Source organism: Paenibacillus sp. DP01 (assembly GCF_044784315.1).
Taxonomy (GTDB): domain Bacteria; phylum Bacillota; class Bacilli; order Paenibacillales; family Paenibacillaceae; genus Paenibacillus; species Paenibacillus polymyxa.
On sequence record NZ_CP173059.1, the window covers coordinates 3,116,565 to 3,136,111 of the forward strand.

Here is a 19,547-nt window from a genome sequence, read left to right on the forward strand (position 1 = left end):
TTGTTTCTCTCCTTTGAGCATGAATAAAAAACAGCATCGTCCATTTTTAATTTTGAAAACTCTCGATCTACACCATTAAGTTTATCATGTAGGGTACTTTTTTGACCATGTACTGTGTGAATTTTCATGATAGTCCAATAATCTTAAAGTTTGAAAAAAGAGACAAAGAGCGCACATATAGCGCTCCTTGCCTCTTTTTTCATGTATGAATCCAAAAACAAGATAATGAAATGGAATTAGCGACGTGGCGCCAATGCGTGGATCGGATGACCCATTACGACTTCTGCTGCTTCCATCACAAGTTCGCCCAGTGTAGGGTGAGCATGGATAGTCAGGGAGATATCTTCAAGTGTAGCACCCATTTCAATCGCCAGACCCAGCTCAGCAATCAGGTTGGAAGCTTCCAGACCTACGATTTGCGTACCCAGTACCAGACCTGTATCTGCGTCAGCTACGATTTTCACAAAGCCTTCAGCAGCGTTCAGGGAAACAGCACGACCGTTTGCTCCGTAAGAGAACTTACCAACTTTGACATTGTAGCCTTTTTCTTTAGCTTGTGTCTCTGTGTAGCCTACGCTAGAGCATTCTGGATCTGTGAACACAACAGCCGGAATACATTTGTAGTCTACAACAGATGGTTGGCCGGCAATTACTTCAGCAGCTACTTTACCTTCGTAAGAAGCTTTGTGAGCCAGAGCAAGACCAGGAACAATATCACCGATTGCGAAGATGTGAGGAATGCTTGTGCGTCCTTGGTGGTCAACTTTCACCATTCCGCGGTCATCCAGTTCTACACCGATCAAATCCAGACCCAGTTCACCGTCTGTATTTGGACGACGTCCAACAGTTACAAGCAGGTACTCAGCAGTTACTTCTTTGCTTTCACCGTTAACAGAGAATTTCACTGTTACATCTTTATCAGTTTGTTCCGCACTTTCCGCTTTAGCGCCAGTGAAGATTTCGATACCTGTTTTCTTCATGCTTTTCGAAACGATGGAAGTCATATCTTTATCGAAGCCAGGAAGAACAGTATCCATACCTTCAATGATCGTTACTTTGGAACCGAATTTGGAATACATTTGTCCAAGCTCTGCACCAATGTATCCACCACCGATAACGATCAGGCTTTTCGGAATTTCAGGCAGGTTCAATGCTTCTGTAGAAGACAGAATGCGTCCGCCAAACGGGAATGGCTTCAATTCGATAGGACGGGAGCCTGTTGCGATAATCGCATTTTTAAAACGGTAACGTGGTGATTCATGTTCGTTGAATACACGCGCTTCGTTTTCGTTGATGAACATGCACTCACCGTTGAAAACTTCGACTTTGTTGCCTTTGAGCAAGCCGCTTACGCCGCCAGTCATTTTCTTAACAACACCGTTTTTGAATTCTTGCGTTTTAGCAAAATCTACTTTTACATTTTCAGCCGTAATACCGAAAGTTTCGCCATGTTTAGCTGCTTCGTATTGATGAGCTGCAGAGATCAAAGCTTTGGATGGAATACATCCACGGTTCAGACAGACACCGCCCAGCTCAGATTTGTCAACGATCAATACGCTTTGTCCCAATTGTGCGGCACGGATGGCAGCTACATAGCCGCCAGGACCCGCACCGATAACCAACGTGTCAATATCCAGAGAAGCGTCTCCTACTACCATTGATTACACCTCCATTACAAGCAGCTCAGGGTTAGCGAGCAGCTGTTTGATATAGTTCATGAAGTTTTGAGCAGTTGCACCGTCAATAATACGGTGGTCAAAGCTCAGGGAAAGAGCCATTACTGGAGCGGCAACAATTTCACCGTTTTTCACGACTGCTTTTTCACTGATGCGGCCAGTACCCAAAATTGCAACTTCAGGGAAGTTGATGATTGGAGTAAAGAACATACCGCCTGCGGAACCAATGTTCGTGATGGAAATTGTGCTTCCTCTCATTTCATTGGCAGCCAATTTACCATCACGACCGCGTACAGCCAGATCACGAATGGAATCAGCAATCATCCAGATACTTTTACGATCAGCATCTTTGATAACAGGAACGATCAAGCCGTTGTCTGTATCTGTAGCGATACCGATGTTGTAGTATTTTTTGTAGACAATTTCGTTAGCTTCTTCGTCGATCGAGGCATTCAGAGCCGGGAATTGACGGGAAGCAGCAACCAAAGCTTTTACGATGAACGGCAGGTAAGTTACTTTTGTGCCTTTCTTCTCTGCAATTGGTTTGATACGAGTACGGAAAGCAACCAGCTCTGTTACATCCACTTCATCCATAATTGTAACGTGTGGAGCCGTGTAAGCCGACTTAACCATAGCATTGGAAATTGCTTTACGGATACCTTTAAATGGTACGCGTTCTTCCTCAGCACGCGGATCTGCAGCTGGTGCGGATGGTGCTGCAGCTTTCGCTTCTTTCTTAGCTGGCTCTTGCGCTTTTGCAGCTTCTTTCGCTGCTGGTGCAGCCGCTTGGCCTCCGCCATTTTTGAAAGCTTCTACATCTTCTTTAGTGATTTTACCGTTTTTGCCGGAACCACTCACTTGAGCGAGGTTAACACCTTGCTCACGTGCAAATTTGCGGACGCTAGGTGTAGCCAGTACGTCTTTATTCGAAGCAGCAGGTGTTGCACCTGGTTGCGTGTTCGCTCCGCCTTTTGCAGCATCCTCTTCTTGTTTAACAGCAGCTGGTGCTTCTTCTTGCTCAGGAAGTTCACCCTCAGCAGCGATGACAGCCACAACTTGACCTACGTTAAAGATATCTCCGTCTTTGGCAAATACTTCTTGAACCGTACCATTAACCGGACATGGAACTTCAACTACAGCCTTGTCGTTTTGTACTTCCATGATGATATCATCATCAGTTACTTTGTCGCCAGGTTTGATGTGCATCTTGATGATTTCACCTTCGTGCAGACCTTCACCCAGCTCTGGGAATTTATATTCAAATCTAGCTGCACCTGCAGCTCCGCCTTGTGCAGCAGCAACTGGCTCAGGGCTAGCTGCTGGTGCTTCCGGTGCATCTTCTTGTTCAGGAAGTTCACCTTCTGCGTCGATGACAGCTACAACTTGACCTACGTTAAAGACGTCTCCGTCTTTGGCAAATACTTCTTGAACCGTACCATTAACCGGACATGGAACTTCAACTACAGCCTTGTCGTTTTGTACTTCCATGATGATATCATCATCAGTTACTTTGTCGCCGGGCTTGATGTGCATCTTGATGATTTCGCCTTCGTGAAGACCTTCACCCAGCTCCGGGAATTTATATTCAAATTTTGCCACGTTTAAAACCTCCCAAATTTACGGTGTGCTTTAATTAAAATTCCAATACTTTATTAACCGCATCAATGATACGTGTTGGCGTTGGCAACCAAGTATCTTCAATTTGAGCAAATGGATAAACGGTATCCGGACCTGCTACACGCAGAACTGGTGCTTCCAGATGCAGGATTGCTTTTTCGTTAATTTGTGCAATAACTTCAGCAGCAACACCGGCACTCTTTTGCGCTTCTTGAACAACGATGGCACGATTTGTTTTTTGAACGGAAGCAACAATGGTATCAATGTCAATCGGGCTGATTGTACGCAAATCAATGATTTCCACTTTAATACCTTTTGTTTTTTCCAGCTCTTCAGCAGCCTTAACTGAAGTGTGTACCATCATACCGTAAGTAATGATCGTTACATCAGAACCTTCACGAACTACATTAGCCTTGCCCAGTTCAACTGTGTAATCATTCTCAGGAACTTCAGCACGGAATGCATGGTACAGGTTCAAATGCTCCATGAAAAATACTGGATCGTTATCGCGAATAGACGCGATCATAAGACCTTTTGCATCGTAAGGGTTGGAAGGAACAACAACCTTAATACCTGGTGTTTGAGTCAAAAGACCTTCCAAGGAATCAGTATGCAGCTCGGCTGCCTTAACACCGCCACCAAAAGGTGTACGGAATACGATTGGAGAATTGTAACGTCCACCGGAACGGTAACGCATACGGGATGCTTGAATTGCCATTTGATCGAGTGCTTCAAAGATAAAGCCTACGAACTGGATTTCAGCTACAGGGCGGAATCCTTGGATACCCAGACCGACAGCAAGACCCCCGATTGCGGATTCCGCCAGCGGAGTATCGAATACACGTTCTTCGCCAAATTCTTTTTGCAAACCTTCTGTAGCGCGGAATACGCCACCTACATGACCTACGTCTTCACCGAAAAGCAGGACGTTAGGGTCGCGTTTCAACTCTACGCGCAGTGCGTCACGAATCGCTTCTTTCATGTTCATTTGTGCCATTTGCTTCATTTCCTCCTTAAACATTGACAGATCAATTTCAGTTCAGGTCAATCGAAAAGCAGACCGGATCGGGTTCCCGCCCGGTCTCTTTCAAGTTCAATTATTTAAAATCAGCTTTTTGTTCTTCCAAATGCTTAGGCGTAGTTTCGAACATGCTATCGATCAGGCCAGAAATTGTCATTTTTTCTGTTTTCTCGGCTTTTTTGATCTCTTCGTTCACTTTTGCCTTAGCTTCTTCTTTTACGCGAGCTGTATCTTCTTCAGTCCAAAGACCTTTTTTCTCAAGATATTTCGCAAAGCGGGCAATTGGATCTTTTGCATTCCATTCGCCTTCTTCTTCTTTAGAACGATATTTCGTCGCATCATCAGAAAGGGAATGCGGACGAAAACGGTAAGTAACGGCTTCAATCAATGTTGCGCCTTCGCCATTACGTCCACGCTCTGCAGCTTCTTGAACGGCTTTAATAACTGCAAGCACGTCCATACCGTCAATTTTAACACCTTTAATACCAGCAGCTACTGCTTTATGAGCGATCGAAAGAGCAGCTGTTTGTTTTGAGAATGGCGTTGTGATCGCGTAACCATTATTTTGCACAAAGAAAATAACTGGCAACTTGTACACACCAGCATAGTTCAGACCTTCGTAGAAATCACCTTCGGAAGAACCGCCGTCGCCTGTATATGTAATGACGACTTGTTTTTGTTTTTTCAGTTTGTAGCCCATTGCAATACCCATAGCGTGCAGAATTTGCGCACCAATGATAATTTGCGGCATCAATACGTTAACGCCGTCCGGAATTTGACCACCGTGTTGATGACCACGGGAATATAAGAAAGCTTGATATAATGGCAGGCCATGCCAAACGAGTTGCGGAATATCTCGGTAGCCTGGTGCAATAAAGTCTTCTTTTTGGAGCGCAAATTCACTACCAACCATTGTTGCTTCTTGTCCGGATACCGGAGCGTAGAAGCCGAGACGTCCTTGACGGCCCAAGTTAACAGCACGGTCATCCCAAGTACGTGTAAATACCATACGATACATAATTTCTTTCAATTGATCATCTGTAAGTTTAGGCAATTTATCTTTATTGATAATTTCACCATCCGGAGAAAGCACGGACAGAGCCTCAACTTCCTCTGTGTAAACTTCATAAGGAACCTTGCTCATTTTCTTCACCTCAACAAAAAAATTTGAATATCAAGTTCCGCTGTTATAGGATTATTATACACCTGTTATATCGCTCGCGTCAAAGATTTAGTTATTTTTTTTGAGTTTGCCACATTTTTGTGTATGTAACAGGGTGTGTTTTTTACTATAACAGCTTAGTACATGATTGAAATTTTAAACATCTATTGCAATCAGGGTAATCTTAACTTATTGTGATCCTTAATGCAAAATAATACCCAAGAAAGGTGACGAAAAATGACGGATTCTAGGTATTTAAAACGAACTATCCTTAAAGACGAAGTAGACAGCCGCTTACTTGGCGAAACCCGAATTCTTCGGATTTATTTGCCGCCCGGCTATAATGAAATATTGAGCTACCCTGTCGTCTACTGTCAGGATGGAGAGGAATTCTTCAACTTTGGACGCATTGCAACACACGCCAACCGTCTCATACTGGATGAAGGCGTGGAACCCTTCATTATTGTAGGTGTAGAAGTGAACACCAAAATCAGAACTCAGGAGTACGCTCCCTTCGGCAATCGTTTTGAGGCATACACTGCCTGTTTTGCAGAAGAGATTATTCCCTATGTGGAACAAAAGTATCCTATAAGAAAAGATGCAGCTTCCCGCATTCTTGCTGGAGATTCACTGGGAGGCAGTGTGTCTTTGCATTTGGCGCTATTGTATCCTGAGCTGTTTAATCGTATTATCAGCCTCTCAGGTGCCTACTATGAAGCTTCGCAAGAAATTATTGCCCGTGAGAAAGAACTGTCGCATCTAAATGTTTGGATGACAGTTGGCCTTCAGGAAGATGCTTTTGAGAGTGATACCGGCATTTACAACTTTGTAGAGCTGAACCGTCAATGCGCACATTTACTGCGCGAGCGGAACGCCGAAGTTTCTTACCGTGAAAAGGATGGCAAACATTTATGGGGCTTTTGGCAAAACGAGTTGCCTGACGCGCTAATGTATTTTTTGGATCGTGCCTGAGTAAAAAACATCCCAGCATGATGAGGAATGGAGCATTGACCTAGGAGGTCATAAGGCTCCTTCCTCTTTTTTATGATTTGGTTGCGCTTTCAAAAATGTATAACGAAAAACGGCAACGATTGCCGTCATCTGTCGTTCACATTATAGCTTTTCTTCTATGATCTTGTCCAGCAAGGCCTCGCATCCCGCGTCCAATAATCGATAGGTCTCTTCAAAATTTCCGGTAAAATATGGGTCGGGTACTTCTCTTAACTTTTCTTGGGGAAGCAAATCCATGAATTTTAGAATATCAGCATCAGCTCCACCTGCAAGTTTACGCATATTTCGTTCATTAGAGTCATCCATGCACACAATATAATCAAACGCGTCAAAATCACGATCCGTTATTTGCCGTGCCTGTATGCCTTGTTCGCTGATTCCGTGCAGTTTAAGCTGCTTTAGCGTTCCCTCATGCGGAGGATTTCCAATGTGCCAATCGCCTGTTCCAGCCGAGTCCACCCGGATTTCTGCGTCTAATCCCCGTTCCTTTGCTTTATGTCTCAGTATTGCCTCCCCCATGGGAGAGCGGCAAATATTGCCCAAACACACAAACAAAACGTTAATCATTTCGTTCCCCTTCCTATTCACGTCACACTTCTTTTTTCAGTTCCATTGTAGCCAGGTCCTCCAAAATTGTGCAAGCCATATTTATCGCGGTATACTTAAAATGATCGTATATATGGGACCGTATGCAGAATGAAAGGATGTTGGATATGACGAAAAAACGAGCCATTGTATTTTCAGGCGGTCGTCTTAATGAAGAAGATTTACAACAAATACAACCCGATGATTTTATTATAGGTGCAGATAAAGGTGCCCTGTTCCTGATAGAACACGGTATTACGCCTCATGTCTCTGTAGGAGATTTTGATTCGATTACTTCAGAGGAACAAGAAAGGGTAAAATCAGCAAGCCAACGTATGCTTGCGTGTGATCCAGTACTTAAGGACCTAACAGATACAGAACTCGCTTTAGAAATCGCTATGGACGAACAAGCAGATCATGTACTCATGCTCGGTGTGACTGGTACTCGGATGGATCACACATTAGCCAATGTTCAAATATTAGTACGGGCCATGCAGCATCATATTAGTTGCGCTATCATGGACGCACATAATTATATCGAGCTGACCGGATCAACGCTCGAGATCCAGCCTATGGGCTATACATATATATCGCTGATTCCAATGACCGCCGAAGTAACAGGTATACAACTGGAAGGATTTATGTATCCACTTCATAATGCAACCCTTAAAATGGGACAATCACGTGGTGTTAGCAATAAGCTAACGGCTGCAAAAGGTACAATTTCTATTAAAAGCGGTCTACTACTCGTTATTCAAAGCAAGGATTAATTATGACATTGTTGTAACTATTCCAAAAGTTGTTCCTCCACTCAAAACCCTTGATTAACAAGGGTTTTTCCGTTTTCACAGGTTCTAGAATCATTTTATTTTTTACAAATTGTAATTTTTAATCGTTTTTTAATAATTACGACGTAAGTCTTGTCCCTCAAGCATTTGAGAGTAGTTTTCCAACTATTAGGTGGCTTCAAAACTGTTATACTCAACGCTGTCAGTTAGTTAGCAACTCAGCAAATTATTGCACAAATCAATTTTCGGAGGTATTTACAACATGAATATGCATAAAATCATAAAAAAGGTAATTATCGCAGGAGTCGCTGCCACGATCGGCTTTGGTACTTTTGCCATTGAGGGAACAAATACAGCACAAGCTGCTACTGCTACTACTACCGTAGGTCAAAAAGTAATTAACTACGGCAAAAAATATATGGGTACTCCTTATAAGTTTGGAGCTTCCACAAGCACCACACGCAATTTTGACTGTTCTTCTTTCATGAAGCACATATTCAAGAAATACGGAGTCGATTTGCCGCGTACTTCTGTTCAACAATCTAAAGTCGGACATGCCGTATCCAAGGCCAATTTGAAAAAAGGGGACTTAGTGTTCTTTTCAAGCGGTAGCCGTGCCACAGGACGTAACATTACTCACGTAGCAGTATATATGGGCGGGGGTAAAATTTTACACACTTACGGCGGACCTGGGGTGACCATCTCTGATTTAAACTCTGGCAACTGGAAAAGAACATACATTAAAGCACGTCGCGTGCTGTAATGTAACACTCATTTGAAATAGGTAAGCCGGGACGAAAAGTTCCGGCTTTTTTTATATAACTTTGCTATTTTGCTTCGGTTGGCGTTCTGAGTGAATACCCAATACCTCTTTCCGTTCGAATCATTTTAAACTTTTGTCCTCTATCTACTTTAACCCTTAAATGCCTGATGTACACATCTACTACGTTCGTATCAGCGATATAATCATGTTTCCAAACATCCTTTAAAATTTGCTGCCTGCTGCAAACTTGGTTAAGATGCATTGCCAGATGTAGCAAAAGATCGAATTCTTTCGGAGTTAATTCCAGTTTTCGCTCCCCTCTGCTCACCATTCTGCTTGCAGTGTCTATATGTATATCCCCCGCTTCGATTGCCCTTTTCGCATCACGTTCAACACCAAAAATTCGTAATAAATTAGCCACTCTAGCCTGAAGAACTCTAGGATAAAAGGGCACTACCATTACATCATGAGCTCCTTGTTCAAAGCAGGAAACCATATGTGCCTCTTCATCTGATGAAATCATTGCAAGTATCGGGACATGAGGATGGTTCTGCTGCAAAATGCGAATCAAGCCTTGAGTGCCCGCCTGTTCATCTTTAATGTTTAGGAGTAGCAAACTCACAGGATGCTGAGCTATATAAGAGCGTACATCCGACGTATTACGAACATGAACCACCTGATAACCTGCCTGCTCCAATGGACGAACGAATACAGCGGGCGCTTCATTTTCATCCACAAGTACAATTAACGGGCTCATCTTTTTCACCCACCTGGTTTGGACATCGCATTACATATTGGATACGAACAAGTTTGTTATAAGCCATTAAACATATTTGTATTAGTGTAACAAAAAAGCAGAAAATCATTCTCTGAAGAATGGCTTTCTGCTTTAAGGTTTATGGTTTTTAGCCCAAATAACGATGATATAGATTTCTTGCTTTGGCCACGTCCTTTGTCCCATGGATCAGCGCTCTGCCATCTGCAAAAAACACCAAGCGATGCTCTCCCACACTAAAGGAAACCAGATACGAATTCCACTCTACGTTTCCCTCGCCCAATGCTGCAAATCTATCTGCTATCTCTGCGAGATTCAGATATATCCGGTTGGCAGGTCTTATTTGAACGGTATCCCTACCGCACAAAACATCTGTTTTCTGCCGATGAGAGGCCGATAAATAGGGATACGTCGGTTGGCTACCGCAAGAAGGACAATTCGACTTTTTAAGACGATCCACTGCTATTGCTACATATTCATTTTTCCACAAATCAAACGAAAGCAATTTTCCTCTCAAGTCCTCGGGATATCCACCAAGAAGTTTGAAAGCTTCTGTAGTCTGGTTAGCGGTGACCATTTGTACTGCCTGCGGAATAATGCCGGCTGTATCACATGTTTCTCCTCCAAACGGTACAGTTCCCATCAGACAGTGTAGACAAGGTGTTTGACCCGGTAAAAAAGTGTAAGTTACACCGTAGCTACCCACACATCCTCCATAAATCCAAGGAATATGATGCTTGAGAGCCATGTCGTTCATAAGAAGCCGAGTATCGAAGTTATCGGTTGCATCCATCATGAGATCCACCCTCTGGATCAACTCTTCCAGCTCTTCTACCCCAACATCCAAAACATGTGCATGGATGACTGTTTGCGAATTAATATCCTTTAATCTTCGCTGGGCCGCTATTGCTTTGGGACACCTTTGCGCTGCATCACTTTCCTGAAAAAGCTGCTGGCGCTGCAAATTGCTCCATTCCACATAATCCCGGTCTACGAGACTTACCGTACCTACGCCTCCACGAACTAGCGTTTCTGCAATGCCTGTACCCAGCGCTCCAACACCTATGATTAGTACGTGAGAAGAAGCAAGCCGGCGTTGGCCTGCAGGCCCAAAGGGTGCAAACCTTTCCTGTCTGGAATAACGATCAATTTGTGGTGTTCCAGCACCGGATTTTTCAGATATCCTCATCCTTGAACCATGCCTTCTGTTGGGCTGCTCGCTGAAGCATATCGTTTTACAGGTATCATCCCTGCCTCAAAACCATATCTGCCTGCACGCACAGCCAGCTTCATGGCCTCAGCCATTTTCACAGGGTTCTTCGCTCCCGACACAGCTGTATTTAGGAGAACACCATCTGCTCCCAACTGCATCGCCATTGCTGCGTCACCAGGTGAGCGAATACCTGCATCGACGATAACCGGAACTTCTGCTTGCTCAATAATTAACTCTAATGAAAACGGATTGAGCAAACCATGTCCTGTACCAATCGGTGAGGCACCAGGCATAATGGCATGTACTCCAAGCTCTTGCAGCCTCTTTGCTAGTATCACATCATCCGATATGTAGGGCAGTACGACAAAGCCTTCCTCTAGCAGTTTTTCACTAGCCTTCAACGTTTCAAAAGGGTCAGGCAACAGCGTTTTGCTATCCCCAATGACTTCCACCTTAATCATGTCGCACAAGCCAGAGGCTTTTGCCAACTTGGCAATACGGATTGCCTCTTCTGCTGTTGTTGCTCCTGCTGTGTTGGGAAGAAGTGTATACCGGCTCAAATCTAACGTATCAAGAAAATGTTGCTTATCCCGTTCCTCCAAATTCAGTCTGCGCACAGCGAACGTTAATATTTCCGTCTCAGCAGCCTCTACAGCATGGGATTGGATATCCAGATCCGAAAATTTCCCTGTTCCCAGCAACAGCCTTGAGGTAAATGATGCTTTTCCAATGGTTAACATGATCAACCGCCTCCTACAAAATGTACGATTTCTAGGCAATCTCCATCCTTAAGTACCGTCTCATGATGATCTTCACGAGTCAATATATGCCGATTCAGCTCTACCACTACGGTTTTCACCTTTAAATCAAGTTCATGCAGCAATTGATCCACATGAGTGATTCGATTAGAAATGGTCATGCTCTGTCCGTTAATGATCAGCTTCACAAGCTTTCCTCCTTGAGGAGTTCAGAAGAAAATTTGCTTATTCCAAGTCCAGCCGCATCAGCCCCTTTAAGCATAGCTGCCATCGCTCGCCCAGTCGCATCACTAAGCAAGACACCGTTACGATAATGCCCGACTGCAGCATAGACGCCCTCTACTCCAGGAACAGGGCCAATGAAAGGACGCTCCGCAGCTGCCTGTGGACGTAAGCCCGCCCAAGCACGTATAAAAGAAGCTCCTTGTACACGCGGCAACCAGGCAGATGCACGTGCTAACAGTCCTTTTAAGCCTCCTACGGTCACCTCTTTGTCATATTGATGTGGAAGACTCGTAGCCCCAATCCAAAGCTCGTTATTCTGTTTAGGCACGAGGTAAACATCGTCGGCATAAATGGTATAATCCAACGGATGGTCCTTCAAGGAGACTGCTACCACTTCACCCTTGACTGGATAAAGAGGATAATCAAATCCAATTTGTTCTAGCAATTTCAAGCTGTCCAAGCCTGCGGCAATCACGACCTGATCGCAGGAAAAAAATCCACTATCCGTTCGCACACCGCAAACTCGGCCGTCCTGTATGATCAGTTCCTCGGCATGAGTTCCAGACCATATTGTTGCTCCCAGCACCGCAGCTGCCCCTGCATAAGCACGGCAAAGCTGAACAGGGGCCACTTGTGTCTCCTTTGATCGGTATATAGCCCCAATTACTTGATCTGCCAAGCCCGGAATCCGTCGAGCCAATTCCCTGGCATCCCACCAAATAGGGCTATCATCCTCTCGGATATTCGCAGCATTCCAGCGCCTTTGGCCCTCTGCTTCTGAACGAAAAGGGGTCACAAAACCTTCGGTACGAAAATTCACTGAAATACCCGATAAACGCTCCAAATCACAGACAAGGTCAGGGAATGCATCGCGACTTGCGCGAGCAAATCGTGCCAGCTCAAGGTCTGAGAACTCTTCACTTTCCGCTGCCAGCATTCCCGCCGCTGCTCCTGATGCTCCCTCACCGGGGATACATCGTTCCAGCATAATTGTACTTCGTCCCTCCTTAGCCACATGATAAGCAATGGCACTGCCGATCACACCCCCGCCTATGACCAAGCATTCTGCGTGTCCTATTGCTTTTTTCTCTGTATGTGTCTTTGACATATGTTCCGTGTCTCCTCTCCGGTGAGCATTCTGCTTTCCCTTCGTTTCGTTTTCTTGCTACAGGTCGTGAACTACAAGATCCACCATTCGCCTATATTCCATCGCTGCTGCAACGGGTGACTCTGCTTCCCATATACCAGACATCACCGCAATTCCGCTTGCTCCGGCATGATAGAGCTCTGGAACATGATGAGGTTGTATGCCTCCCAGCGCTATCACCGGAATGGCCGACAATCTGCAAATGCGTTCAAGCTGTGCTACACCTCGCGGTACAAGACCGGCCTTACAATAGGTCTCATATACATGACCAAATAGTACATAGTCTGCTCCCCCCTGCTCGGCGGTCTGCACCTCCTCCAAGGAATGTACAGACACTCCACAGCGTGTACCCACTGGAAGCAGACTTTTCGCATCCATCACAGATAACCCATTAGCTGGTAGCTGGACAGCTCTTGCCAAGGTAAGTAAAGCTACGTCCATACGGTCATTTACTACAATTTGCTGCAAAGGAACTTCCTGCTCGATCATGCTACGAGTCAAAGAAAGCAAAGCAGAGGCACCCTTCTGTTTCGAACGTGCGTGTACATAATGAATATAAGGACAAATAGCGGTAGCCACTTGGGGTACATCCACACAGGAGATGCTTTCCATCGTAATTACGTGTAATTCGATCTCATTTTCACCTCACTTGGACTAAAAAATATAAAATAATCGTATAAGCTGAACTATATTGTTGCAGCTCCCTATTGGGTAATATCATACGGAGCCAGTCACATGTACCAGCAATAATGAAAGGAGATCATATGTAATCCGTCTACGGAAGCTCGAACAAATGAGGATGAACGAAACGCAAAAAGCCACTTCCCAAAGGAAGTGGCTTGACAAACGTTCAAAATCGAACGGACTATTATATCCGTAAACGTATATCGTTCCCTGCGCAAACAAAAGTAAAGAGCTACTACCTTGTTTGTACAGTACTCACTTCCCTACGCTGGCATAACCCAGATCAGGTACAAAGGGTCCGAAATCCATTTTTTTCGTCTCAGCCGCATGGGCGGCTCCCCTAGTGTGACTATTTTATTGTATCAGCTAAAGATAGCTTAGCATATTTTCCTAATTCTGCAAACCCCACCTTGTGTGAAATCTGTCAGAACTGGATTTTAGTTAACTTTACTAGACCACTCTTCTACATTCCACGTTTTGGTTACCCAATCCTCGTAAAAGTCCGGTTCGTGGGATACAAGCAATACGGTCCCTTTGTATTCCTTCAAAGCGCGTTTGAGTTCATCCTTTGCTTTGACATCCAAGTGATTGGTAGGCTCATCAAACAGTACCCAGTTGCTCTCACGCATTAACAGTTTACAAAGGCGGACTTTAGCCTGTTCTCCACCACTAAGCGCAGACAAAGGCCGGGTGATATGCTCATTCTTCAAACCACAGCGCGCCAAATGCGCTCGTACTTCATGCTGATTCAAATGCGGAAATTCATTCCATACATCGTCAATCGGTGTAATTTTCTCCGCCTTTACTTCCTGTTCAAAATAAGCAGGCTGCAAGAAATCCCCTTGATAGGTTTTTCCGCTGATTGGAGGTATTTTCCCGAGAATGGTTTTGAGCAACGTAGACTTACCAACACCATTGCAGCCAACAATTGCGATCTTTTCGCCACGTTCGATCGTCATGGACATTTTAGGCAAAAGGGCATGAGTGTAGCCAATTTCAAAATCAATACCCTCAAAAACCGTTTTCCCGCTCGCACGGGCTTCTTTGAACTGAAAGGTTGGCTTTGCAGCTTCTTCAGGCTTATCAATACGTTCGATCCGATCAAGCTGCTTTTCACGGCTTTTTGCACGGCCTGATGTAGATGCGCGCGCTTTATTGCGCTGAATAAAATCTTCCTGTTTCTTAATATATTCCTGCTGCTTCTCATATGCATCAATATGCTGTGCTTTGTTCAGATCCGCCATTTCAAGAAACTTTTCATAGTTAGCTGAATAGCGGGTCATCTTAGCAAATTCAAGATGGTAGATTACATTAACGACTTGGTTCATAAATTCAGTATCATGTGAGATGAGGATAAAGGCATAGGGATAATCCTTCAAATATCGCGTAAGCCATTCAATATGCTCCACATCCAAATAGTTGGTAGGCTCATCCAGCAGCAATACATTTGGCTTTTCCAACAGCAACTTAGCAAGAAGCACCTTTGTCCGTTGCCCACCACTAAGTGCTGCTACATCCCGATCCAGTCCGATGGCAGAGAGACCTAATCCATTCGCCATTTCTTCAACCTTCACATCAATGAGGTAAAAATCCCCCATATCCAATTGCTCTTGAATTTCTCCCATCTGTTCCAGCAAAACTTCCAACTCTTCGGGAGAAGCCTCTCCCATTTTGTCTGTAATTTGCATCATTTCCTTTTCTAGTTCCAACAAAGGAAGAAAAGCGTCTTTTAATACATCACGTACTGTTTTGCCCGGCGTCAGCTTGGTGTGCTGATCCAGATAGCCATAACGTACACGTGGAGTCCATTCCACTTTGCCTTCATCTTTAAGCAATTTTCCAGTCAGAATGTTCATGAGTGTCGATTTACCAACACCATTAGCTCCTACCAATCCTACACGTTCCCCCGCAAGTAATCGAAAGGAAACATTTTTAAATAATGCACGGTCCCCAAAGTTGTGGGATACATTTTCTACAGTCAATAAACTCATAAGCTGTTTTTGGCTCCTTATTGTCATCGGCACTGCCGAGTGTTCTTATTTCATCAATCTTTCGTTTCTTTCAAAGCTTTATTGTAGCACATTCGGCACCCTTATCGGAACATTGAAAACAGCGAATTTTAAGGTTTTCAGATGGATAGGCCTAAAAAAAGAAAGCCAGCTAATGTTAGTCAAGGGTTCCACCAACATTTTAATGAAAATATACACTAAGGACATGGCTTATTTTTCTTGCCCTCCTTACCCTTATTAAACCGGATTTGAAAGTAGTAGAAATTGATATTGGCCAACTTGATATTGGTCAACTCGCTTCCCAAAAGTCGGTAAATAGCAACGTATTGACAATCAATATGTCTTGAAGGTTTTTCGCTTGCTAAATCATATAGAATTAGCGCTTAAGCTCCTCTTCGGTAGGTACATAAGGAGTTTCTTTGCTTCTTTTGGCAATTTAAGCTTCAAGCTCAGTTCTAAGATGTTGAACCAGCGTTGAAGTTAGTATACATAAGCTTACAATTCCAAATAATGAATACCTTAATAATTGATAAGTTCTAATAACAATTAAAAAACAGAACTCTATGTAGACAGTCCTCATGAGTATCGAAGGAATAATAAAATGGAGAAAATGTAATTATCCCGGCCTGGGTTCCGGACCGGGAAGAAATAAAATATAATTGGATTTATTTATCTTTCAGCAGACATGGCAATTTCTTTTGATTCATGAACTGTTCCAAATGGATGCTCAGGCGGTGCATAGATAACGTATATCTTAAGGGGCATATTTCCTGTATTAATTACATTGTGCCATTTTCCAGCAGGTATCATAATTGCATAGCCATCATAGGCCATCACTTGAAAATCTAATTGGTCTTTCCTATCCCCCATTTGAACAAGTCCCTGACCTTCTTCAATACGTATGAATTGATCAGTTGTTGGATGAGCTTCTAAACCGATATCATCGCCAACATTAATGCTCATTAGAGTCACTTGTAAATGTTTTCCTGTCCATATAGCGGTACGATAATTTTTGTTTTGTTTTGCAGCCTGGTCCATATTCACTACAAATGGACTTTGTCCATAATCTCTTAATATTATCTTTTCATAGAGATTACTGTCGTTATTATACCAATTGTAGTCTTGAGGATCATAACTCCGATAATTGTAATTACAGCTGTTATACATAGGAATATGCCATGGAAAGTGATGGCATGATTTATAGTACATACTCATTCTCCTTTATTTGATTCAGTGTTTACTTATCATATGCGGCTGCCTATATAAAGGACTAAAAAACCTTTAACAATAGGCAAAAGCCTAATTGAGGCCAAGACAAAAATATTCACAAGCGTTTTCGTCCTTCACTTCAAAAGATGTTATTACTTAAAGTTACATTTAATAACATATACTTCCAAGTGGTATCATCTTCTTTGGAACTCCCCCGGTAAGTCGAGTATTAAATTCCATTTATTTGACTCACTCTTTAAAAAAGCAGTGACCATAAAGGCAAAAGACTAGGCTGGCACTGCTTCTACTGTGCTATCGGCTTGGCTTGGAGATTCGTCTATTTCTCTGCCCATTTCAAAACAAAGTTCTTCCCGGCTAACGTCAGATTAAACTCCTATTAAAACAGGCCAACCTTTTGGTTGACCTAATAATACGAAACCCACCCCGGAGGGTAATTATTTTAAGCTGTTATGATATTGGTACTCAAAATAACCAGCAGCTGCCGCAGATTTTTCATCCGTAAAACGCTCAGTCGCTTGAAAAGGGGTTGGATATGAATCTCTATAAAAATATTTCATTCCAGTACCCGGTTCTATGCCACCAATAATAGATTGCTTTCGGACGACTCTTCCACCACCAAACCCATAGTTATTGTAATACCTGTCTCCAACTGGAATACCTTGGATAAACGCGATCATACCCACATCATCTATTGTGTTATACCACTCCTCTTGTGAAATGAGTGGTAGGGTGAACGTATAGGAAATGCCATTCCGTGCTACTTTTTCGTTATGGACATTAATCAGTCGAGCCAGATCTTCCTGAATGGTGCGAACAATGGTGGAACGGCGTATTTGCTCAAAGGTTAATGAATTGTTCAGTAACGAAATGGGGGTCTGACCCTCAAGCTCTTTTTGAACCCCCTCCACCCATCTGTGATTCTGCGCATCATAGGCATGTAGATAATTATCCAGGGTGAATCCCACACTATTGCCTGCGGAATCAACATAGGCATAAGGCTTTTTTTCGCTCCACTTGGGGCCTATAACCGCTTGTCCATACGCATCTTTATAGGATGATGAAGCGAACGTATAATAACCATCATAATCCAGTATCACAATAGCTGGTATGTAATTCAATAACGCACGTTGTGCTGCTGTATCCCCATCAATGTCCATATTAAGGAAAAAAGTGTGCAAGAACGTGACCAGCGCTTCTTCTTTATCTACACGAAAAAACTTATCTGATCCATATCCGGCCTCGCGTTCCTGACGTTCATTCTGTGAGAGCACAACACCTGCATCTTGAACTGCGGTACGGAGAGCAGACGTATATTTCATTTCTAGCTGCTGTACTTCACGCTGATTCTGCACTCGTAAATCACTAACCACACCAAAGGGCAAAAAGAGTAGGATAAATATAACTGCAAAATCAGTAATCTTCATTCAAAACCATGCCCCCGTAAGAAGCTGAAACTGCCGGCTTATCGTTATCTATTCCACCCAGAAGCCATGATTTGTATAAATCCGCAGGAGTCCGATTCGTATTATATAATCGTACTGTAAAATAATCACCGGCCATCAAGGTATACCGACGTATCTGTTCCGACTTGGGCTGCGAATAATCAGGAAACAGTACAGGTAAGATTTGCGGGTTATAGTAACTATCGTATACAACTTCATAATTACCCAGAAAACTGTCTGGCTTCGCCGCATCTGCATAATTCGGTACATATTTTTTGTGCATATGCTCCAAATGAACTTCGTACGTATTGCCTGTCAGCTCCAGATCACGTATAAAATCGTTATACATCGTCGGTGTAATGTAACCTTTGGTTCTTACCATATCAACAAAATGTACAGTCGAATGATATGTATTTAACCCGGATATATCATCCTGCCGTTCAGCAGCTTGAGCTGCGGGTACGATGTACAAAAGTAATACAGCTAGCAGTGCTCCCAACAGCTTAGATATTGTTTGAACCACTTCAGTCCTCCCCCAATTTCTCAAAACGTACAGATGTTATGTCTCCATTCCCATTACGCTGTGAGTACATGGCATATATAGAGGAAGCATCCAAGGTAGATACATCAGGCTCAAACGGTTCAGAATATACATCGTACTCTGAACCGTCAACTTGAACCGAAATCCCCTCCTGCAAGTTCAAGCGAATGGTCTGAATGACTTGAGTCCCTTTAATCCGTTGCGGCGTCTCCACCCCTATAGTACGGGAGATCCGTCCCTCAGATTGCTCCTCCTGCTGCGACCTTAATTCCAGTGCGCTATCCAGTTGACTGGACAAGTTTGCTGCTGCTGCACATGCGGTTACAAATAGAATAACTGACACACCAAGCCGCAGCATACTTGAAGCGTGATCAGACATACTCACGACTCCCTTATAACTATTATTCTTGCTGTACTACTTAAGACTGGGTAAACAACAACCCACGTACCACGTTAGATTTGTCTTTAACGATTTCAGCCTTGAATTTACCACTTGGATTTACATATTCATTCTCCTTTTCATTCAGTGTATTCGCGATTTTTCCTGTCTTATCACTGCCGCCATTCACAGCGCCATACTGCTCACTGTCTGGACTAATGTTCAGAGCATTTCCGTACCACTGTCCTGACATGTTTTTGCCAGTTTTAATTTGAATACCGAACTGGTCCTTTCCCTGAAACTTCCGCAGCGCATTGGTTACCTGGGAGCCGCTAATCGTTGTGCCGTCGTATACCGTAAAAGAGGCTTGAGACAATTCGGTCTGGATATCGGCGAAATTGTTTTGTGCCGTTTTAGTGGCTTCCTGAGCTGAGATAAACAGTATAACTACAATTGTGATTAGTGCGATGGTCAAAAATATCCCAGCGGCTACCTTTAATGCCGTTGATGCATTATTCATT

The 19,547-nt window shown here is 43.5% G+C and carries 20 protein-coding genes and 1 riboswitch; of the genes, 3 read left to right on the forward strand and 17 right to left on the reverse strand.

The window, feature by feature from the left end; translation table 11 throughout:
- Positions 1-236: 236 nt before the first annotated feature.
- The 4 genes from lpdA to pdhA all read right to left on the reverse strand — a co-directional run bounded on the left by lpdA (position 237) and on the right by pdhA (position 5,458).
- The gene (gene lpdA, locus ACH59B_RS13610; protein ID WP_016820706.1) at positions 237-1,658 is read right to left on the reverse strand and encodes a dihydrolipoyl dehydrogenase; all 1,422 of its coding nucleotides are present in this window, start codon (positions 1,656-1,658) and stop codon (positions 237-239) included.
- 3 nt (positions 1,659-1,661) lie between these two features.
- Entirely contained in the window at positions 1,662-3,275 is a 1,614-nt protein-coding gene (locus tag ACH59B_RS13615; RefSeq protein ID WP_045244499.1) for a 2-oxo acid dehydrogenase subunit E2, read from the reverse strand.
- 34 nt (positions 3,276-3,309) lie between these two features.
- Positions 3,310-4,290: an alpha-ketoacid dehydrogenase subunit beta gene (locus tag ACH59B_RS13620; RefSeq protein ID WP_013371456.1), complete on the reverse strand. Its 981-nt coding sequence runs from the start codon at positions 4,288-4,290 to the stop codon at positions 3,310-3,312.
- Positions 4,291-4,390: 100 nt separating this feature from the next.
- Positions 4,391-5,458: a pyruvate dehydrogenase (acetyl-transferring) E1 component subunit alpha gene (pdhA, locus tag ACH59B_RS13625; protein ID WP_016821911.1), complete on the reverse strand. Its 1,068-nt coding sequence runs from the start codon at positions 5,456-5,458 to the stop codon at positions 4,391-4,393.
- A 255-nt stretch (positions 5,459-5,713) separates the two neighbouring features.
- On the opposite strand from pdhA, the gene ACH59B_RS13630 reads away from it, so the two are divergent.
- Positions 5,714-6,448, forward strand: coding sequence for an esterase family protein (locus tag ACH59B_RS13630; protein ID WP_017427717.1), 735 nt, complete (start codon positions 5,714-5,716; stop codon positions 6,446-6,448).
- A gap of 141 nt (positions 6,449-6,589) precedes the next feature.
- On the opposite strand, the gene ACH59B_RS13635 is transcribed toward ACH59B_RS13630, so the two are convergent.
- On the reverse strand, positions 6,590-7,054 hold the full coding sequence (locus ACH59B_RS13635) for a low molecular weight protein-tyrosine-phosphatase (protein WP_013371459.1): 465 nt from the start codon (positions 7,052-7,054) through the stop codon (positions 6,590-6,592).
- 146 nt (positions 7,055-7,200) lie between these two features.
- Here ACH59B_RS13635 and ACH59B_RS13640 point away from each other — a divergent pair, with 146 nt between their 5' ends.
- Together ACH59B_RS13640 and ACH59B_RS13645 are read left to right on the forward strand one after the other, a co-directional pair.
- The gene (locus tag ACH59B_RS13640; RefSeq protein WP_318300520.1) at positions 7,201-7,842 is read left to right on the forward strand and encodes a thiamine diphosphokinase; all 642 of its coding nucleotides are present in this window, start codon (positions 7,201-7,203) and stop codon (positions 7,840-7,842) included.
- Between the two features lie 280 nt (positions 7,843-8,122).
- Positions 8,123-8,623, forward strand: a complete 501-nt coding sequence (locus ACH59B_RS13645; protein ID WP_013371461.1) for a C40 family peptidase — start codon at positions 8,123-8,125, stop codon at positions 8,621-8,623.
- Between the two features lie 64 nt (positions 8,624-8,687).
- Here ACH59B_RS13645 and ACH59B_RS13650 read toward each other — a convergent pair whose 3' ends face one another.
- From ACH59B_RS13650 to ACH59B_RS13705, 12 genes are all read right to left on the reverse strand, one after another.
- Positions 8,688-9,380 carry a response regulator transcription factor gene (locus ACH59B_RS13650; RefSeq protein ID WP_404303968.1) on the reverse strand — a complete coding sequence of 231 codons (693 nt, stop codon included), beginning with the start codon at positions 9,378-9,380 and terminating at the stop codon, positions 8,688-8,690.
- Positions 9,381-9,528: 148 nt separating this feature from the next.
- Complete coding sequence (locus tag ACH59B_RS13655; RefSeq protein ID WP_404301823.1) at positions 9,529-10,587, reverse strand: ThiF family adenylyltransferase; 1,059 nt, start codon at positions 10,585-10,587, stop codon at positions 9,529-9,531.
- Positions 10,584-11,351 carry a thiazole synthase gene (locus ACH59B_RS13660; RefSeq protein WP_404301825.1) on the reverse strand — a complete coding sequence of 256 codons (768 nt, stop codon included), beginning with the start codon at positions 11,349-11,351 and terminating at the stop codon, positions 10,584-10,586. The genes ACH59B_RS13655 and ACH59B_RS13660 overlap by 4 nt, the downstream gene beginning before the upstream one ends.
- Positions 11,352-11,353: 2 nt before the next feature.
- Positions 11,354-11,557: a sulfur carrier protein ThiS gene (gene thiS, locus ACH59B_RS13665; protein WP_016821918.1), complete on the reverse strand. Its 204-nt coding sequence runs from the start codon at positions 11,555-11,557 to the stop codon at positions 11,354-11,356.
- Positions 11,554-12,702, reverse strand: a complete 1,149-nt coding sequence (gene thiO / locus ACH59B_RS13670) for a glycine oxidase ThiO (protein ID WP_404301827.1) — start codon at positions 12,700-12,702, stop codon at positions 11,554-11,556. Before thiO ends, thiS begins: the two co-directional genes overlap by 4 nt.
- A gap of 57 nt (positions 12,703-12,759) precedes the next feature.
- Positions 12,760-13,353 (reverse strand): thiamine phosphate synthase, encoded by a 594-nt coding sequence (locus ACH59B_RS13675; RefSeq protein ID WP_404301829.1) that lies wholly within the window; start codon positions 13,351-13,353, stop codon positions 12,760-12,762.
- A 315-nt stretch (positions 13,354-13,668) separates the two neighbouring features.
- Positions 13,669-13,777: riboswitch (TPP riboswitch) on the reverse strand.
- 85 nt (positions 13,778-13,862) lie between these two features.
- Positions 13,863-15,416, reverse strand: coding sequence for an ABC-F family ATP-binding cassette domain-containing protein (locus ACH59B_RS13680; protein WP_013371468.1), 1,554 nt, complete (start codon positions 15,414-15,416; stop codon positions 13,863-13,865).
- A 687-nt stretch (positions 15,417-16,103) separates the two neighbouring features.
- Positions 16,104-16,643, reverse strand: a complete 540-nt coding sequence (locus ACH59B_RS13685) for a cupin domain-containing protein (RefSeq protein WP_017427713.1) — start codon at positions 16,641-16,643, stop codon at positions 16,104-16,106.
- A gap of 455 nt (positions 16,644-17,098) precedes the next feature.
- Complete coding sequence (locus ACH59B_RS13690; protein WP_017427712.1) at positions 17,099-18,088, reverse strand: hypothetical protein; 990 nt, start codon at positions 18,086-18,088, stop codon at positions 17,099-17,101.
- Positions 18,075-18,629: a hypothetical protein gene (locus tag ACH59B_RS13695; protein ID WP_017427711.1), complete on the reverse strand. Its 555-nt coding sequence runs from the start codon at positions 18,627-18,629 to the stop codon at positions 18,075-18,077. The genes ACH59B_RS13690 and ACH59B_RS13695 overlap by 14 nt, the downstream gene beginning before the upstream one ends.
- A 1-nt stretch (position 18,630) precedes the next feature.
- Positions 18,631-19,026, reverse strand: coding sequence for a hypothetical protein (locus tag ACH59B_RS13700; RefSeq protein ID WP_016821929.1), 396 nt, complete (start codon positions 19,024-19,026; stop codon positions 18,631-18,633).
- 40 nt (positions 19,027-19,066) lie between these two features.
- Positions 19,067-19,546 (reverse strand): hypothetical protein, encoded by a 480-nt coding sequence (locus tag ACH59B_RS13705; RefSeq protein WP_016821930.1) that lies wholly within the window; start codon positions 19,544-19,546, stop codon positions 19,067-19,069.
- Position 19,547 lies beyond the last annotated feature (1 nt).

Coding starts and splice junctions, on each gene's coding strand:
- ACH59B_RS13705 (WP_016821930.1), bottom strand. CDS start 19,546: ATGAATAATGCATCAACGGCATTAAAGGTAGCCGCTGGGATATTTTTG.
- ACH59B_RS13660 (WP_404301825.1), bottom strand. CDS start 11,351: ATGTTAACCATTGGAAAAGCATCATTTACCTCAAGGCTGTTGCTGGGA.
- ACH59B_RS13645 (WP_013371461.1), top strand. CDS start 8,123: ATGAATATGCATAAAATCATAAAAAAGGTAATTATCGCAGGAGTCGCT.
- ACH59B_RS13675 (WP_404301829.1), bottom strand. CDS start 13,353: ATGGAAAGCATCTCCTGTGTGGATGTACCCCAAGTGGCTACCGCTATT.
- ACH59B_RS13690 (WP_017427712.1), bottom strand. CDS start 18,088: ATGAAGATTACTGATTTTGCAGTTATATTTATCCTACTCTTTTTGCCC.
- ACH59B_RS13685 (WP_017427713.1), bottom strand. CDS start 16,643: ATGTACTATAAATCATGCCATCACTTTCCATGGCATATTCCTATGTAT.
- ACH59B_RS13635 (WP_013371459.1), bottom strand. CDS start 7,054: ATGATTAACGTTTTGTTTGTGTGTTTGGGCAATATTTGCCGCTCTCCC.
- ACH59B_RS13655 (WP_404301823.1), bottom strand. CDS start 10,587: ATGAGGATATCTGAAAAATCCGGTGCTGGAACACCACAAATTGATCGT.
- ACH59B_RS13630 (WP_017427717.1), top strand. CDS start 5,714: ATGACGGATTCTAGGTATTTAAAACGAACTATCCTTAAAGACGAAGTA.
- ACH59B_RS13650 (WP_404303968.1), bottom strand. CDS start 9,380: ATGAGCCCGTTAATTGTACTTGTGGATGAAAATGAAGCGCCCGCTGTA.
- pdhA (WP_016821911.1), bottom strand. CDS start 5,458: ATGAGCAAGGTTCCTTATGAAGTTTACACAGAGGAAGTTGAGGCTCTG.
- lpdA (WP_016820706.1), bottom strand. CDS start 1,658: ATGGTAGTAGGAGACGCTTCTCTGGATATTGACACGTTGGTTATCGGT.
- ACH59B_RS13680 (WP_013371468.1), bottom strand. CDS start 15,416: ATGAGTTTATTGACTGTAGAAAATGTATCCCACAACTTTGGGGACCGT.
- ACH59B_RS13620 (WP_013371456.1), bottom strand. CDS start 4,290: ATGGCACAAATGAACATGAAAGAAGCGATTCGTGACGCACTGCGCGTA.
- ACH59B_RS13700 (WP_016821929.1), bottom strand. CDS start 19,026: ATGTCTGATCACGCTTCAAGTATGCTGCGGCTTGGTGTGTCAGTTATT.
- thiO (WP_404301827.1), bottom strand. CDS start 12,702: ATGTCAAAGACACATACAGAGAAAAAAGCAATAGGACACGCAGAATGC.
- ACH59B_RS13640 (WP_318300520.1), top strand. CDS start 7,201: ATGACGAAAAAACGAGCCATTGTATTTTCAGGCGGTCGTCTTAATGAA.